Annotated in this window: 16 protein-coding genes; 15 read left to right on the top strand and 1 reads right to left on the bottom strand. The window is 61.4% G+C overall.

Features of this window, described 5'->3' with window-relative positions:
- Window positions 1-567, top strand: a complete 567-nt coding sequence (locus LAD35_RS00230) for a carboxymuconolactone decarboxylase family protein (RefSeq protein ID WP_224150774.1) — start codon at window positions 1-3, stop codon at window positions 565-567.
- A gap of 54 nt (window positions 568-621) precedes the next feature.
- Window positions 622-1,182, top strand: coding sequence for a GNAT family N-acetyltransferase (locus LAD35_RS00225; RefSeq protein WP_224150772.1), 561 nt, complete (start codon window positions 622-624; stop codon window positions 1,180-1,182).
- An 86-nt stretch (window positions 1,183-1,268) separates the two neighbouring features.
- On the opposite strand, the gene LAD35_RS00220 is transcribed toward LAD35_RS00225, so the two are convergent.
- Window positions 1,269-1,781 carry a PepSY domain-containing protein gene (locus tag LAD35_RS00220; RefSeq protein ID WP_224150771.1) on the bottom strand — a complete coding sequence of 171 codons (513 nt, stop codon included), beginning with the start codon at window positions 1,779-1,781 and terminating at the stop codon, window positions 1,269-1,271.
- 230 nt (window positions 1,782-2,011) lie between these two features.
- Here LAD35_RS00220 and tkt point away from each other — a divergent pair, with 230 nt between their 5' ends.
- The 13 genes from tkt (at window position 2,012) to LAD35_RS00155 (ending at window position 15,222) form a co-directional block, all read left to right on the top strand.
- The gene (tkt, locus tag LAD35_RS00215; RefSeq protein ID WP_224150770.1) at window positions 2,012-4,051 is read left to right on the top strand and encodes a transketolase; all 2,040 of its coding nucleotides are present in this window, start codon (window positions 2,012-2,014) and stop codon (window positions 4,049-4,051) included.
- A gap of 96 nt (window positions 4,052-4,147) precedes the next feature.
- Window positions 4,148-4,696, top strand: a complete 549-nt coding sequence (locus tag LAD35_RS00210; protein WP_184710180.1) for a hypothetical protein — start codon at window positions 4,148-4,150, stop codon at window positions 4,694-4,696.
- A 322-nt stretch (window positions 4,697-5,018) separates the two neighbouring features.
- Window positions 5,019-6,017 (top strand): type I glyceraldehyde-3-phosphate dehydrogenase, encoded by a 999-nt coding sequence (gap, locus tag LAD35_RS00205; protein WP_224150769.1) that lies wholly within the window; start codon window positions 5,019-5,021, stop codon window positions 6,015-6,017.
- Between the two features lie 300 nt (window positions 6,018-6,317).
- Complete coding sequence (locus LAD35_RS00200) at window positions 6,318-8,741, top strand: heavy metal translocating P-type ATPase (RefSeq protein WP_224150768.1); 2,424 nt, start codon at window positions 6,318-6,320, stop codon at window positions 8,739-8,741.
- Between the two features lie 18 nt (window positions 8,742-8,759).
- Complete coding sequence (gene ccoS / locus LAD35_RS00195; RefSeq protein WP_224150767.1) at window positions 8,760-8,897, top strand: cbb3-type cytochrome oxidase assembly protein CcoS; 138 nt, start codon at window positions 8,760-8,762, stop codon at window positions 8,895-8,897.
- 145 nt (window positions 8,898-9,042) lie between these two features.
- Window positions 9,043-10,488 carry a cytochrome-c oxidase, cbb3-type subunit I gene (ccoN, locus tag LAD35_RS00190; RefSeq protein WP_224150766.1) on the top strand — a complete coding sequence of 482 codons (1,446 nt, stop codon included), beginning with the start codon at window positions 9,043-9,045 and terminating at the stop codon, window positions 10,486-10,488.
- A 15-nt stretch (window positions 10,489-10,503) separates the two neighbouring features.
- On the top strand, window positions 10,504-11,133 hold the full coding sequence (ccoO, locus tag LAD35_RS00185; RefSeq protein WP_224150764.1) for a cytochrome-c oxidase, cbb3-type subunit II: 630 nt from the start codon (window positions 10,504-10,506) through the stop codon (window positions 11,131-11,133).
- Window positions 11,134-11,144: 11 nt separating this feature from the next.
- Window positions 11,145-11,315 carry a cbb3-type cytochrome oxidase subunit 3 gene (locus LAD35_RS00180; RefSeq protein ID WP_377779663.1) on the top strand — a complete coding sequence of 57 codons (171 nt, stop codon included), beginning with the start codon at window positions 11,145-11,147 and terminating at the stop codon, window positions 11,313-11,315.
- Complete coding sequence (ccoP, locus tag LAD35_RS00175; protein ID WP_224150763.1) at window positions 11,312-12,229, top strand: cytochrome-c oxidase, cbb3-type subunit III; 918 nt, start codon at window positions 11,312-11,314, stop codon at window positions 12,227-12,229. Before LAD35_RS00180 ends, ccoP begins: the two co-directional genes overlap by 4 nt.
- A gap of 132 nt (window positions 12,230-12,361) precedes the next feature.
- Window positions 12,362-13,816 carry a cytochrome c oxidase accessory protein CcoG gene (gene ccoG, locus LAD35_RS00170; RefSeq protein ID WP_224150761.1) on the top strand — a complete coding sequence of 485 codons (1,455 nt, stop codon included), beginning with the start codon at window positions 12,362-12,364 and terminating at the stop codon, window positions 13,814-13,816.
- A 41-nt stretch (window positions 13,817-13,857) separates the two neighbouring features.
- Window positions 13,858-14,172: a FixH family protein gene (locus LAD35_RS00165; protein WP_224150760.1), complete on the top strand. Its 315-nt coding sequence runs from the start codon at window positions 13,858-13,860 to the stop codon at window positions 14,170-14,172.
- Window positions 14,165-14,482 (top strand): hypothetical protein, encoded by a 318-nt coding sequence (locus LAD35_RS00160; protein ID WP_224150759.1) that lies wholly within the window; start codon window positions 14,165-14,167, stop codon window positions 14,480-14,482. The genes LAD35_RS00165 and LAD35_RS00160 overlap by 8 nt, the downstream gene beginning before the upstream one ends.
- Window positions 14,476-15,222, top strand: coding sequence for a sulfite exporter TauE/SafE family protein (locus LAD35_RS00155; protein WP_317986722.1), 747 nt, complete (start codon window positions 14,476-14,478; stop codon window positions 15,220-15,222). Before LAD35_RS00160 ends, LAD35_RS00155 begins: the two co-directional genes overlap by 7 nt.
- Window positions 15,223-15,369 lie beyond the last annotated feature (147 nt).

Here is a 15,369-nt window from a genome sequence, read left to right as displayed (position 1 = left end):
ATGACATCTGCCAATGACCGCATGCCGCCCTTGCCGCAAGAGGCCTGGAGCGAAGAACAGCGCCGCTATGCGCGACCCATCATCGACGGCCCCCGAGGCGCGCTGATCTCGCCCTTTGTTCCCCTGCTGCGCAGCCCCGAGCTGATGGACCATACGCAGCGCCTGGGCGAATACCTGCGCTACCGCAGCGCCATCGGCGTGCGCCTGACCGAGCTGGCCATTCTGGTGACTGCGCGCCAGTGGACGCAGCAGGTGGAATGGGCAATTCATGCGCCGATCGCATTGCGCGAAGGCGTGGCGCAGGCCACCATTGATGCGGTGGCCGCTGGCAAGCGGCCCTCTGCCATGCCCGAGGACGAAGCCGTGGTGCATGATTTTTGCATCGAGCTGCACCAGGCGCGCCAGGTGAGCGACGCCACCTGGGCAAAGGCCCAGCAGCTGTTCGGCGACAAGGGCGTGATGGACTTGATTGGCATCAATGGTTACTACAGCCTGCTGTCCATGGTGATGAATGCCGCGCGCACCACGGTGCCCGCGTCTTCGCAGGCGCCATTGCCTGCTTTGTGATTGGGGCGGAATGCGGCCGCTCCACAATCCGTAGCGCATGCAATAGAAAAGCGCATGGCCGACAATAAGGCCATGCGCTTTTCTGCCCCTGATTCCAATGATTCCCGCATCATCCGCCCGCTGGCGCTGGCCGACCTTGAAGGCTTGATGCAGGTGCAGGAGGCCTGCTACGGCAGGCACTACATGGAGAGTGCGGAGGTCTATCGCGCCCGCATCGCCAGCCGCATGCAATGCTCGCTGGTGGCCGTGCAGGGGGATACCGTGCTGGCCTACCTGGCGGCTTACCGCTCCGCCCTGGGGCGTGTCACACCCATACACGGTGCGTTTGAAGACTATGAAGCTCCCGACACCCTGTATCTGCACGACATGGCCGTGAGCCCTGATTGTGCGGGCCAGGGGCTGGCATCGGCGCTGCTGGATGCGCTTTGGCACAGTGCGCGCAGCTGGTCTCCCCGCCACTCTGCGTTGGTATCGGTGCAGGGCTCGCAGGATTACTGGCGCCGCAAAGGCTATGCGCTGCATACGGGCCTGTCCGATGCTGACGCCGCAGCCGTGCGCGGCTATGGCGAAGATGCGGTGTACATGGTGCAGCCATACAGCGGCCAGGGCTGTTGAAACGCAAAGGCCAGCGCATGGCTGGCCTTTTGGGATGTTCTGCCACTGGCAGGGCAGGGTCGTGTCGGGGTATGCAGGGGTGCGGCTTACTGCTTGGTGGTGCCGTCAACCGCGTTGACGCGCACTTCCACCAGCTTGCTGTTGGCGTCGATGATCTTCACGTCATAGCTCAGCACGCCCAGGTGGTCGTCCAGATCCACTTCCACGGCCTTGCCAGCCGTGTGCTTGAGTGCAGTGGCAATTGCTTCGTTGATACCGATCTTGGCGGTGGCCAGGCGGTCGGTGTACTTCTTCTTGGCAGCGCCTTCGTCCTTGGTTTCCAGCATCTTGGAGGCGTCGAGCGCGCTGAACTTCAGCTGGGTCTCGTGGTTTTGCGCATTAATGCCCTTGAACTCATAGATCGGCTGCTTTTTCTTCATGTCGATCTCGGCCTCCACCACCTTGAGCCCGTGCTGGGTCTGTACGGTATCAATGGCTTGCGATAGATCAATGGCAGCGGCCTGAGCGGCTGCCAGCTTGTCTGCGGTGCTGGCAGATGCCGCCAGCGAAGACAGGCCCAGGGCCAAAGCGATGGCGGCAGTACGAATGCGATATTGCATGGAAGGTCCTTTCGAGCGTTGGATGGGTGGCGGACGCGCGTCGCACGCCGTGAAGGCCTGGGTTTTATACATTGTCATGGCCTGTGAAGGGTGTAGTTTGGGTGCGGTGCGCCACCTGCCGCGTAGGCGGAGGCCCACTATCTCCGTACGGCAAAGTGCGAATGGCCCAGCGGCTTTGCGGGCACGCCAGTAAAATGCCGGGTTTGTTGCTTTCAACCTCTCCCACTCCCATGGTCAACACTCAGAATATGGCGAATGCGATCCGCGCACTCGCAATGGATGCCGTTCAACAAGCCAATTCCGGCCACCCCGGTGCTCCCATGGGCATGGCAGACATGGCTGTGGCGCTGTGGAGCAAGCACCTCAAGCACAACCCCGTCAACCCGCACTGGATCAACCGCGACCGTTTCATCCTCTCGAACGGCCACGCCTCCATGCTGATCTACGCACTGCTGCACCTGAGCGGCTACAAGCTGCCGATCGAAGAGCTCAAGAACTTCCGCCAACTGCACAGCAAGACCCCGGGCCACCCCGAAGTGGACATCACCCCCGGTGTGGAAACCACCACCGGCCCGCTGGGTCAGGGCATCACCAATGCCGTGGGCTTTGCGCTGGCAGAAAAGCTGCTGGCCGCCGAATTCAACCGTCCGGGCCACGATGTGGTGGACCACCACACCTATGTCTTCCTGGGCGATGGCTGCCTGATGGAAGGCATCAGCCACGAAGCCTGCGCGCTGGCTGGCGCCTGGAAGCTGGGCAAGCTGATCGCGCTGTACGACGACAATGGCATCTCCATCGACGGCAAGGTGCAACCCTGGTTTGTCGACAACAGCGCCCAGCGCTTTGAAGCCTACGGCTGGAACGTCATCGGCCCGATCGACGGCCACGACGCCAAGGCCGTGAGCGATGCCATCGCCAAGGCCAAGAAGGTGGCAGACAAGCCATCGTTCATCATCTGCAAGACCAGCATCGGCAAGGGCAGCCCCAACCGCCAGGACACGAGCAAGGCCCACGGCGAGCCGCTGGGTGCGGAAGAAATCGCGCTCACCCGCTCTGTGCTGGACTGGAACCATGGCCCGTTCGAGATTCCTGCGGACGTCTACGCCGCGTGGGATCACAAGGAACTGGGAACCAAGGCCGAAAAGACCTGGGACGCCCAGTTTGCCGAATACGCCAAGGCCTTCCCCGAGCTGGCTGAAGCGCTCAAGCGCCGCATGGCAGGCGACCTGCCCAAGAACTTTGCCCAGATCGCGGTGGAAACCGTGGCCGGCGCCCACGCCAAGGGCGAGACCGTGGCCAGCCGCAAGGCCAGCCAACTGGCGCTGGAAGCCTTCACCGCAGCGCTACCCGAGCTGCTGGGCGGCTCTGCCGACCTGACCGGCTCCAACCTCACCAACACCAAGTCGACGCCTGCCTTCCGTGTGGATGACAAGGGCAACGTGGTCAAGACCGAAGACGGCCAGATTGGCCGCCACATCAACTACGGCGTGCGCGAATTCGGCATGGCCGCCATCATGAACGGCGTGGCGCTGCATGGCGGCTACATTCCTTACGGCGGCACCTTCCTGACCTTCAGCGACTACAGCCGCAACGCTATCCGCATGGCGGCGCTGATGAAGCGGCGCGTGGTGCACGTGTTCACGCACGACTCCATCGGCCTGGGCGAAGACGGCCCGACCCACCAGTCCATCGAGCATGCAGCCAGCCTGCGCCTGATTCCGAATCTGGACGTGTGGCGCCCGGCCGATACCACCGAAACCGCCGTGGCCTGGAGCGTGGCGCTGACCAACCGCGACAAGCCGACAGCTCTGCTGCTGTCGCGCCAGAATCTGCCTTACGCGCCCAAGAATGGCGAGGCCATTGGCAACATCAGCCGTGGCGCCTACGTGCTCTCCGAGCCCGCCGACATTGGCCTGAAGAAAAAGGCCGAGGCCGTGATCATTGCCACCGGCTCCGAAGTGCAACTGGCCTTGAAGGCCCAGCGTCTGCTGGCCGAGCGCAAGATTGCCGTGCGCGTGGTCTCCATGCCCAGCACCACGACCTTCGACAAGGAGGATGTCAAGTACAAGTCCAGCGTGCTGCCAGCGGGCCTGCCACGCGTGGCCGTGGAAATGGGTGTTACTGGCTTCTGGTGGAAGTACGGCTGCGCCGCCGTGGTCGGCATCGACACCTATGGCGAATCGGCACCGGCTGGCGTGCTGTTCGAGCACTTTGGCTTCACCGCCGAAAATGTGGCCAACACGGTGCAAGTGGCGTTGCAGAAACGCTAATCACTGATAGATAGACTTTTGGTTGTTATAGGTTATGGCTATAGTTGCCATACCTATAACAGTGAACCCTCGAAAAAGGGGGGAGAAAGAAAGTCTATGAATTTCATCCTGGGATATGCGCGCTATCTGCTGCTTGGCGGTCTTGCCTTGCTGGGCTTTGGCGGTTATCTGCTCTACCAGAGCGCTACCGGCGGAGGCATCCCGCAGGAATCGGCCCTGGCCGTGGTGCAAGGCGAGGTGGCAGGCGCCCGCAAGGTGACGGTCACGAAAAAGCGTCGCCGCGGCGGCGAGAGCCACTCCTACTACTATGAAGTGGATGTGCAGCCCCAGTCCGGAGACAAGCTGACCGTGCGCCTGCCAACCCTGGTGCCGGAATCCAAGGTGCAGGATATGGCGAACGCCGACACCATTCAGGTCTCGTACGACGCCACCAGCTCGAACAACGACGCATACGCCGTCAAGGGCGATGGCAAGGAAATCCTGCCTTATGCGCAGATGGCCAAGTACATGCAGGAAGACGCCGACCGCAGCAGCGCGGAAGCCCCGTTGATGATGGGTGCAGGCCTGCTGCTGGCCATTCTGGGCGGCCTGGGCATGCGGTGGCGCCGCCGACGCATACAGGCGGCCGAGGCAGTGGCAGCCTGAACTCCCGGTCTGCAGAGCAAGACGATCCCAAGGCCCCGTTGCGGGGCCTTTTTCATGCCTATCGGGTTGCAGGCTGTGCCGCTGCTGTCGCGCAGCCGTCACAGGCAGGCACCAGGCCAATGGCCCATAAAAGCGCCACGATACAGGGCGCCTCTACAATACGCGGCATGATTGAAGCGCCTCGGTGGCTCTGCTGTGCCGGGGCGTATGCGCTTGTCGCTCCGCCGGGCCTCAAAAGCGGCACCCAGTGGCGAATCGATCGCCACATTGCCATTGCTGCAGCCGGATGGGCATCCAGAATTTCATTTACTTGGAGAAAACCATGGCAATCAAGGTAGGTATCAACGGTTTTGGCCGTATCGGCCGCAATGTGCTGCGCTCGGCAGTGCAGAATTTTTCTGACATCGAAATCGTTGCCATCAACGACCTGCTGGAGCCTGACTACCTGGCCTACATGCTGAAGTACGACAGCGTGCACGGCCGCTTCGACGGTGAAGTTTCTGTGGAAGGCAACACCCTGATCGTCAACGGCAAGAAGATCCGTCTCACGCAAGAGCGTGATCCTGCCGCTCTGAAGTGGAACGAAGTGGGCGCGGACGTGGTGATCGAATCCACCGGCCTCTTCCTCACCAAGGAAACCGCGCAGAAGCACATCGACGCGGGTGCCAAGAAGGTGATCATGTCGGCGCCTTCCAAGGACGACACCCCCATGTTCGTGTACGGCGTGAACGACAAGAGCTACAAGGGCGAGGCCATCATCTCCAACGCATCGTGCACCACCAACTGCCTGGCTCCCGTGGCCAAGGTGCTGAACGACAAGTGGGGCATCAAGCGCGGCCTGATGACCACCGTGCACGCCGCCACTGCTACGCAAAAGACCGTGGACGGCCCTTCGAACAAGGACTGGCGCGGTGGTCGTGGCATTCTCGAAAACATCATTCCTTCGAGCACCGGCGCCGCCAAGGCAGTGGGCGTGGTGATTCCCGAGCTGAACAAGAAGCTGACCGGCATGTCCTTCCGCGTGCCTACGTCTGACGTCTCTGTGGTGGACCTGACCGTGGAGCTGAACAGCGAAGCCACCTACGAAGAAATCTGCGCCGAGATGAAGGCGCAATCGCAAGGCGCGCTCAAGGGCGTGCTGGGCTACACCGAAGACAAGGTGGTGGCCACCGACTTCCGTGGTGAAACCTGCACCTCCGTGTTCGACGCCGAAGCCGGCATTGCCCTGGACAAGACCTTTGTGAAGGTCGTCTCCTGGTACGACAACGAATGGGGCTACTCCAACAAGTGTCTTGAAATGGTGCGAGTAGTGGCCAAGTAATCCCTGGCAGCTAACTGCCTGCTCCAGCACCTACGCTGATGCGACAGGTGCTGGCAGCAAAGGCAACGGTAACAGCTATGGCGACAGCGATAGCAATCAGAAAGCCAACATGCAACGCATGTTGGCTTTTTTGCATCCGGCTTTGTGAGATGCAAAGCAGCGGACGAGGGTAACGCCATCCACCAGTCTGCAAGAAGCAGATCGGTTGCATCTGCCGCAAGGCATGGGATGTCCGGGCGCAGTCGGCAACGCTTGATGCGCATCAAGATGCAGGTATGGCGAGCTGACTAAGCTCTTGCCATGCAGGACAGTCATGCACGGCCCGTAGACGATTCCCATCCCGCCTCTCACGAAGCGGGGAGCGGTCCCGTTTTGGGAACGCTGCTGCTGGACGATGCCCGGGAATGGCCGCGCTTTGGTCGCTGTCTGGACGACATTGCCGGTCGGTGGGAATCACACATCGTGATCGGCGGTATGTATTGCGCTGCCTGTGCATTGACCATCGAGGACGCACTGCGCACCGTGTCAGGCGTGGAGCAGGTGGAAGTCAGCACGTCTGCCGAGCGCGCGCGGGTAGTGTGGTTGGCGGGGCAGACACGCCCCTCGCGCTGGATAGCCGCCATCGAGGCGGCGGGCTACCGGGTGCAGCCCGCCATGGATGCCTCGGTGCGTGAGCTGCGCAGGCAAGAATCCCGCCAGTTGCTGTGGCGCTGGCTGGTGGCGGCGTTTTGCATGATGCAGGTCATGATGTACGCGTGGCCGGTGTACGTGGCGCAACCCGGGGACCTGAGCGCAGACATGGAATCGCTGCTGCGCTGGGCCTCATCGGTGATTTCGCTGCCAGTGCTGTTGTTCACCTGTCAGCCCTTTTTCAAGGGAGCCTGGCGTGATTTGCGCAGGCGTCAGGTCGGCATGGACCTGCCAGTGGCCCTGGGCATGGGCATCGCCTTCGGCGTCAGCACGCTGGGCACGCTGGACCCGGGTGGCCCTTTCGGGAGCGAGGTGTACTTCGACTCGTTCACGATGTTCGTGTTCTTTCTGCTCTCCGGCCGCCTGCTGGAGCAGCGTCTGCGCCACCGCAACGCGGGTTTGTTGGACGCGGCATTGAATCGCCTGCCGCAATCGGTCCAGCGTGTCGAGCAAAACGGCGGGCTGCAGCCCGTGGCGCTGAGCGATCTGCGCGTGGGAGACACGATTCATGTGCTGCCCGGTGATATCTTTGCAGCCGATGGAGTGGTGCGCAGGGGCTACTCGCAGGCGGACGAATCGCTGCTCACGGGCGAGGCCACGCCTCGGCCCAAGACAATCGGCGACAGCGTGGTGAGCGGCAGCGCCAACCTGGTTGCGCCACTGGATATCGAAGTGGTGCGGCTCGGCGAGCAGACCGTTTACGCAGGCATGGTGGCCCTGATGCGCCAGGCGGCCACGCAGAAGCCGGCGATGGTGCAATTGGCCGACCGGGTGGCGCGGCCTTTTTTGTGGGGTGTACTGCTGTGTGCCGTGCTGGCGGCCGTGTTGTGGTGGCCACAGGGCCCTGCGCAGGCGCTGATGGTGGCCGTGGCGGTACTCATCGTCACCTGCCCGTGTGCGCTGTCGCTGGCTGCACCTGCCTCCTTGCTGTGCGCGGCTGGTGCGGCAGCGCGCCATGGCGCGCTTGTGCGGCGCCTGCAGGCGCTGGAGCAATTGAACCATGTCGATACCGTGGTGTTCGACAAGACCGGCACGCTCACCGATGGCCGGTTGAGCTTGCAGCAGGTCACCATCCTGGGCCCGTTGCCGGGCAAGGAAGTATCTCGGCTGGCTGCCTTGCTGGCCCGTCAATCGCATCATCCCGCCGCGCGCGCGCTGGTGCAGCCAGACACGGGTGAAGCGTCTGGCTGGCGAATGGACGAGGTGCATGAAGTTGCGGGCCACGGCCTGCAGGCACGTGTCGTCCAGCTGGGTAATTTCCCCATCCATGCTGCGATGCCACCGACAGGGCAATCGTTCGAGCTGCGTCTGGGATCGGCTGCATTCACCGAATTGCCGCAAGACGAGGCACCCGGCGCTCGGCTGGTTCTGGCCTGGCGCGGCTGCCACCAGGGGCCTTGGCAGCCTTTGGCCGCCTTCAGCCTGACCGAATCACCGAGGCCAGAAGCTTTCCAGGCATTGCAGGCGCTGCGCCAGGCCGGGCTGCATATCTGCCTGCTGTCGGGCGATCGTGAAGAGGCGGTGCAGGTACTGGCGCACCAGTTGGACTTCGAAGTGGCCCACGGCCAATGCTCGCCTGCAGGAAAGCTGGACTGGCTACAGGCCCGGCAATCGAAGGGGCACCGCATCGCCATGGTGGGGGACGGTTTGAACGACGGGCCGGTGCTGGCTGCCGCGCAGGTGTCGTTCGCCATGGGAGACGCGCTGCCATTGGCGCAGGCGCAATCCGACATCGTGATTCCTGGTGGCGACTTGCGTGTGGTGGCATGCTGCATGCTGCACGCGCGCGCCACGCTGCGCGTGATCCGCCAGAACCTGCTATGGGCAGCTGCCTACAACGTGCTTTGTGTGCCGCTGGCCATGCTGGGGCACATGCCTGCATGGCTGGCAGGGCTGGGCATGGCGCTCAGCTCGCTGGCCGTGGTATTGAATGCGGCCCGGCTGCTCCGCTGGCCAGCGACCGGCGTGGCACGGGCAGGCGCCGTCTCAGGCACGGCGGCAACCCCCAAAACGCAGGCAATGGGCCGCACCTGAGCGGCCTGGAGACACTGAATGGACATCCTCTTTCTGATCATCCCCCTGTCAGTGCTGCTGGTGTTGCTGGTTGTGGCCGCGTTGTGGTGGGCCGTACACAGTGGTCAGTTCGAGAGCGTGGAGCCGGAAGCTGAACGCATCCTGCATGACTCTTGAGGCAAGTCAAAGGGCTTGGGGCAACGAAGGCGAACACTATCGGTCAGGAAAGCCGGATTTCATCCGTTGTTGTGCCGAACAGGCAGACCTCTTGGCCATGGATGCCATGGCAAGCCGAGCTTCCGACCTGTCAACGAGGGACAAAATGGTTGCGACTTCTTCACAAGCCAGCACCACCCATTACGACGACACCGTAGTGCGCCAATTCGCCTTCATGGCGGTGGTCTGGGGTGTTGTCGGCATGGCTGTAGGGCTGTTCATTGCCGCACAACTGGCCTGGCCAGAGATCGGTGCCGGTATTCCATGGCTGAGTTATGGGCGCCTGCGTCCTTTGCACACCAACGCCGTGATCTTCGCCTTTGGCGGCTGCGCGCTGTTTGCCACCAGCTACTACATCGTGCAGCGTACCGGGCATACCCGGCTGTTCTGCCCCAGGCTGGCCAGCTTCACCTTCTGGGGCTGGCAAGCCGTCATACTGGCTGCTGCCATCAGCCTGCCACTGGGATACACGCAGGGCAAGGAGTATGCCGAACTGGAGTGGCCCATTGATGTGCTCATCACCCTCGTCTGGGTGGCGTACGCCATCGTGTTCTTCGGAACGGTGGGCATCCGCAAGGTGCGCCACATCTATGTGGCCAACTGGTTCTTCGGGGCCTTCATCATTGCCGTTGCATTGCTGCATATCGTGAACAGTGCAGCCATTCCTTCCGGTTGGATGAAGAGCTACTCGGCTTATGCGGGTGTACAGGACGCCATGGTGCAATGGTGGTACGGCCACAATGCCGTGGGCTTCTACCTCACCGCAGCATTTCTGGGAATGATGTACTACTTCATTCCCAAGCAGGCAGGCCGTCCGGTGTACAGCTACCGCTTGTCCATCGTGCACTTCTGGGCGCTGATCTTTACCTACATGTGGGCCGGTCCGCACCACCTGCACTACACCGCTCTGCCTGACTGGGCGCAATCGGTTGGCATGGTGTTCTCCCTGATTTTGCTGGCGCCCAGTTGGGGCGGCATGATCAACGGCATCATGACCCTGTCGGGGGCCTGGCACAAGCTGCGCGACGACCCGATCCTGCGCTTCCTGATTGTTTCGCTGTCCTTCTATGGCATGGCAACCTTTGAAGGGCCGCTGATGTCCATCAAGACGGTCAACGCCCTCAGCCACTACACCGACTGGACGGTGGGCCATGTGCATGCTGGCGCGCTGGGCTGGGTGGGTCTGATCACCATGGGCTCGCTGTATGCCTTGATTCCGCGTCTGTTCGGTCGCGAGAAGATGTACTCCATCCGTGCCATTGAACTGCATTTCTGGCTGAGCACCGTAGGCATCGTGCTCTACATCGCCGCCATGTGGATCGCAGGCGTGATGCAGGGCATCATGTGGCGCGAAGTCAATGCCGATGGCACGTTGGCCTATACCTTCGTTGAAAGCGTCAAGGCCACCTACCCCTTCTATGTCATCCGTGCGCTGGGAGGCCTCCTGTACCTGAGCGGAATGCTGCTGATGCTCTGGAATGTATGGATGACGGTGATCTCCGGGCGTTCCATCCGGGTCGCCATTCCTGCACCGCAACCGGCGCACGCCTGATCAAGGTACGACACCATGAGCAATGAGCAAACCACAAGCAAGGGCTTCAGCCACGAGCGTATCGAAACCAACAACTTCCTGATGATCGTCTTGATCGTCCTGGTCGTTGCCGTTGGAGGCCTGGTCGAGATCGTTCCGCTGTTCTTCCAGAAGTCCACGACCGAGCCGATCGCCGGTCTCAAGCCCTATACCGCCACCCAACTGATCGGCCGCGATATCTATCTGCGCGAGGGTTGCTACAACTGCCACTCGCAGATGATTCGTCCGTTCCGGGCTGAAACGCTGCGCTACGGCCACTACTCGGTGGCGGGGGAGTTCGTCTACGACCATCCGTTCCAGTGGGGCTCCAAGCGTACGGGTCCCGATCTGCACCGTGTGGGCGGCAAATACAGCGACGAGTGGCATCGCGTGCATCTGAACAATCCGCGCGATGTGGTGCCTGAATCCAATATGCCGGCATATCCCTGGTTGCAAACAACAGCCGTTGATCCATCCGATGCGGCGCCTCGCATGCGCGCATTGCGCAAGGTCGGAGTTCCTTACACCGACGACGAGATCACTGTGGCTTCCAATGAGCTCAAAGGCAAGACCGAGATGGACGCGCTGGTGGCCTATCTGCAGGTGATGGGCCGTGCATTGAAGTAATGGAGCTTCCAATGGACATCAACGACTTACGAATCTTCTTTACCCTGGCCTCGTTTGCCTGCTTTGTCGGCATTGCACGCTGGGCATACAGCAGAAGCAACCGCCTCCGCTTCGACGAAGACGCCATGCTGCCTTTCGATGATGAGGCCCGGCCATCACAAGTTGAGCGGGGACAAAAATGAGCGATTTCACGAGCAATTTCTGGTCAGGGTATGTAGCGGCCATCACGCTGCTCAGTATTTTTGCGTGCCTGCTTCTGCTTTTTCTGACTGCCCGAAAGAAGGTGGTGTCCAAAGGCGAGGACAGCACAACCGGGCATGTGTGGGATGAAGATTTGACTGAAGCCAACAATCCCATGCCGCTGTGGTGGATGGGGCTGTTCGTCATCACTATTGTGTTCGCACTTGCATATTTGGTGCTCTATCCGGGCCTGGGCAGCTACGCCGGAGAAAAGAAATGGAGTTCGGCCCAGAGTTACCAGAATGAGGTGCAGCAGGCCAGCAAGGAACTGGCGCCGGTTTATGCGCGGTTTGACGGCATGAGCACGCAGGCACTGGCCCAGGACGGGGCGGCCCTGGGTATTGGTGAGCGCCTGTTCATGAACAACTGTGCCCAATGCCATGGCTCGGATGCGCGCGGCAGCAAAGGCTTTCCCAACTTGGCGGACAGCGACTGGCTCTATGGGGGCGCGCCAGAGCAGATTTCGGAGACCATCCACAAAGGCCGCAATGGCAGCATGCCTCCGATGGCGGCTGCCGTGGGGTCGGCCGACGATGTGCGCAATCTGGCGCACTATGTGATGAGCTTGTCCAACAGCCCGCACGATTCCTTGCGGGCCAGCCTTGGCAAATCCAAGTTCACAGCCTGTGCTGCTTGCCATAGTGTGGATGGAAAAGGCAACCAGGCTGTCGGCGCCCCCAACCTGACGGATCAGATATGGCTGCATGGCTGGGGAGAGCAGGCCATCGTATCCATCGTCAACAACGGGCGCACCAACCAGATGCCTGCACAAGAAGGCAAGTTGACCGAGCAGCAGATCAAGGTGCTGACGGCTTATGTATGGAGCTTGTCGAACCCGGGAGGCGCCGCCAAGTAAGGCACCCACTCGTTTCCGTAATGTTCAACGCCATCGCGCGGTTATACCGATGGCAGCCTGGGCCAAGGCATCCGCGGCCCTTTTCTCGTCAGAGGGCTCTGGTGTGGTACCGCCGCCAAGCCTGCAGTTTGTATGAATTCGCCGCCGCCTTCCCCTAAAACGCGCACGGATGCATACGGCGCCATTCCTATCGTTCCTGCACCCGCAGAAACGGTGGACGCACTGTATGCCGCGCAGCAGAAGATTTACCCTCGCTCTATCACTGGCGCGCTCTCACGCTGGCGCTGGGCCATGGTGTGGCTCACGCAACTGGTGTTCTACGGCTTGCCCTGGCTGACCTGGGGTGACCGGCCCATGGTGCTGTTTGATTTGGGGGCGCGGCGTTTCTATCTGTTTGGCCTGGTCCTGTACCCGCAGGATTTCATCTACCTGACGGCATTGCTGGTCATCAGCGCACTGTCGCTTTTCCTGTTTACGGCAGTAGCAGGGCGCCTGTGGTGTGGATTTACCTGCCCGCAGACCGTCTACACCGAGCTATTCCTCTGGATCGAGAAGAAGGTTGAGGGCGACCGCAGTGCGCGCCTGCGCCTGGACCAGGGCCGCTGGACTTTCGAGAAGCTGGGCAAGAAAACACTCAAGCAGCTGTTGTGGCTTGCCGTTGCAGCGTGGACCGGCTTTACTTTTGTCGGGTACTTCGTGCCCATCCGGGGATTGGCGGTTGAACTGGCGGCACTGCAGGGTTCCTGGCAGATTTTCTGGGTATTGTTCTATGGCTTTGCCACCTACGGCAATGCTGGCTATATGCGAGAACAGGTCTGCAAGTACATGTGTCCCTATGCACGTTTTCAGAGCGCCATGTTCGACAAGGACACACTCATCGTCAGCTATGACGGCATGCGCGGCGAGCCGCGCGGCCCGCGTTCGAAGAAAGTGGACCACCGTGGCCAGGGCCTGGGAGACTGTATCGATTGCAAGCTGTGCGTGCAGGTGTGTCCCACAGGCATCGACATCCGAAATGGCCTGCAGTACGAGTGCATTGGATGCGGCCTGTGCGTGGACGCCTGCAATAACGTCATGGACAAGGTGGGCTATTCGCGTGGGCTGATCCGCTTTGCCACCCAGAATGCCATGGCCGGTGGCTGGAACAAAGCGCAGATGCTGCGCCGCGTACTGCGTCCGCGCGTTCTGATTTATGCGGGCATTCTGGCCGCATTGACGGTAGCCATGATGTCCAGCCTGTACCTGCGCACCCCGCTCAAGGTGGACGTGGTGCGTGACCGTGCTGCGCTGGCGCGTCTGGCCCCGGGCGGCAAGCTGGAAAACGTTTACCGCTTGCAGATCATGAATGCAACCGAGGCAACCCGTACCTACCGTATCAGCGCCAGTGGATTGACAGGGCTGGAGGTGGTTTCTGAATCCACCACGCAAGTGGCACCAGCACAGGCGCGCTGGGTTGCGGTGCGATTGCAAATTCCTTATGACAGCTTGCCTGCGGGATCACATGCTTTCCAATTCGAGGTGCGGGCCGAGGACGGCGCTGCATTTGAGTCCGTGAGCGAAAAGTCGGTGTTTCTGGTGCCGCGATGAGTGCCGTTTTTTTCACCTCTAGACCACACAGGAGCCTTGCCATGACTGCCAAATCCACGCTGCACCCGTCCGAGCAGGTACCCTGCGCCCCCTGGTGGCGGTTCGGACACGTCTGGCTGCTCATTGCCGGTCCGGCCAGCGTGGTGGCTGCGGGCGTGGTTACCGGCTGGATTGCAGTACACGGGCAGGATCCTGTCATCGACTCCAACTATTACCAAAATGGCCTGCGTATCAACCAGCAACTGATGCAGCATTCTGAAAAATCGCTGGCGCCTGCAATACAAGGCCGCAATCATGCGGTGAGCCCTGCACCATCCACAAACGCCGCTCCAACCAGCGAAAAGCGCCATGACTGAAGGCAAATCGGCCAGAAGCTGGCCTCTGCGCTGGATGTGGATCGCATGGCCGGCGTTTCTGCTGGCTGGTATACAGGAAATGCTGGTGTTTGCCTTGGTCGATCCGGAAGACCTGAAATGGGCTGGAGCGCCGCTTCCGCTCTCCCGCATGGGCATCTATAGCATTGCCTTTCTGGTGTTCTGGGGGTTGATGGTGGTGGCGACCGCACTCACTATGCTGCTATCGCTGTCGTCCTCCGAGGTGAACCAACATGGCGCGGTTGCCCCCGGTGCAGGCCAGCCAGATGTCAATGCAGACGATCGATGCTGATTGGCGTAATGACAACCTGCCTGGCATTGGGGCTGACCGGTGGCTTCCACTGCGTTGCCATGTGCGGTGCGCCATGTGCGCGACTGGCGTGTGCGAACACATTACCCAGGCAGGACGCAGACTCTGTGACCTCCAGACTTCTGGTGCATGAGGGGGCTGCACAGCTTGCTGAGCCATCCCTTCCGCGGCTTTTGGCCCTGCACGGAGGTCGCCTGATGAGCTACGCTGCCCTGGGCGCGCTGGCTGGAGGCGCGGTTGGCGGGCTCGCGCAGTTCGTGGCGTGGTCACAGGCATTGCGCCCGTTGTGGGCGCTGTTTCAGCTCGTTGTGCTTTTTGCAGGGCTTGGCCTGTTGTTGTGGGGCGCCCGCCCGCCGGACTGGGTAGTACGCAGGCTCCATCCGCTCGGCGCACGCATACAGCGGTGGTTGCAATCACCGAGCCGCTTGGGTTTGGCGGGCCTGGCATGGGCAGGCCTGCCCTGTGGATTGCTTTATTCAGCTGCTGCCATTGCAGCACTCACGGGTCGCGTGCTCGACGGCGCTTTGGCGATGGTGCTATTTGGCCTGGGCAGCACCCTATGGCTGCTGGCTGCTCCCTGGCTGTTGCGCCGCATGCAGGGCGGCTTGAACGCCTGGCGACAGGAGCTTGGCGCCCGCCTGGCCGGTATTGCCTTGGTGGGCATGAGCGGCTGGGCGTTGTGGAACCATGCGATGCATGGCGCTCCGCGCCTCTGGTGCTGATCGAGGAGGATCGTATCTTCGAAGCGAGGTACAGGGCGCAGCGCTGCCTGTGCCGAGTGGCTTGGCCTTTCTGCGGATCTGATGGGGCGGACCGCTGCGCAGCAAAGGCCAAAGGTTGCAGAGCACCGGCGTGTTTTTCTGGTATCT

The sequence above is a fragment of the Comamonas odontotermitis genome (genome assembly GCF_020080045.1).
GTDB classification, from domain to species: Bacteria; Pseudomonadota; Gammaproteobacteria; order Burkholderiales; family Burkholderiaceae_C; genus Comamonas; species Comamonas odontotermitis.
This window is presented reverse-complemented; position numbering and strand designations above follow the sequence as displayed.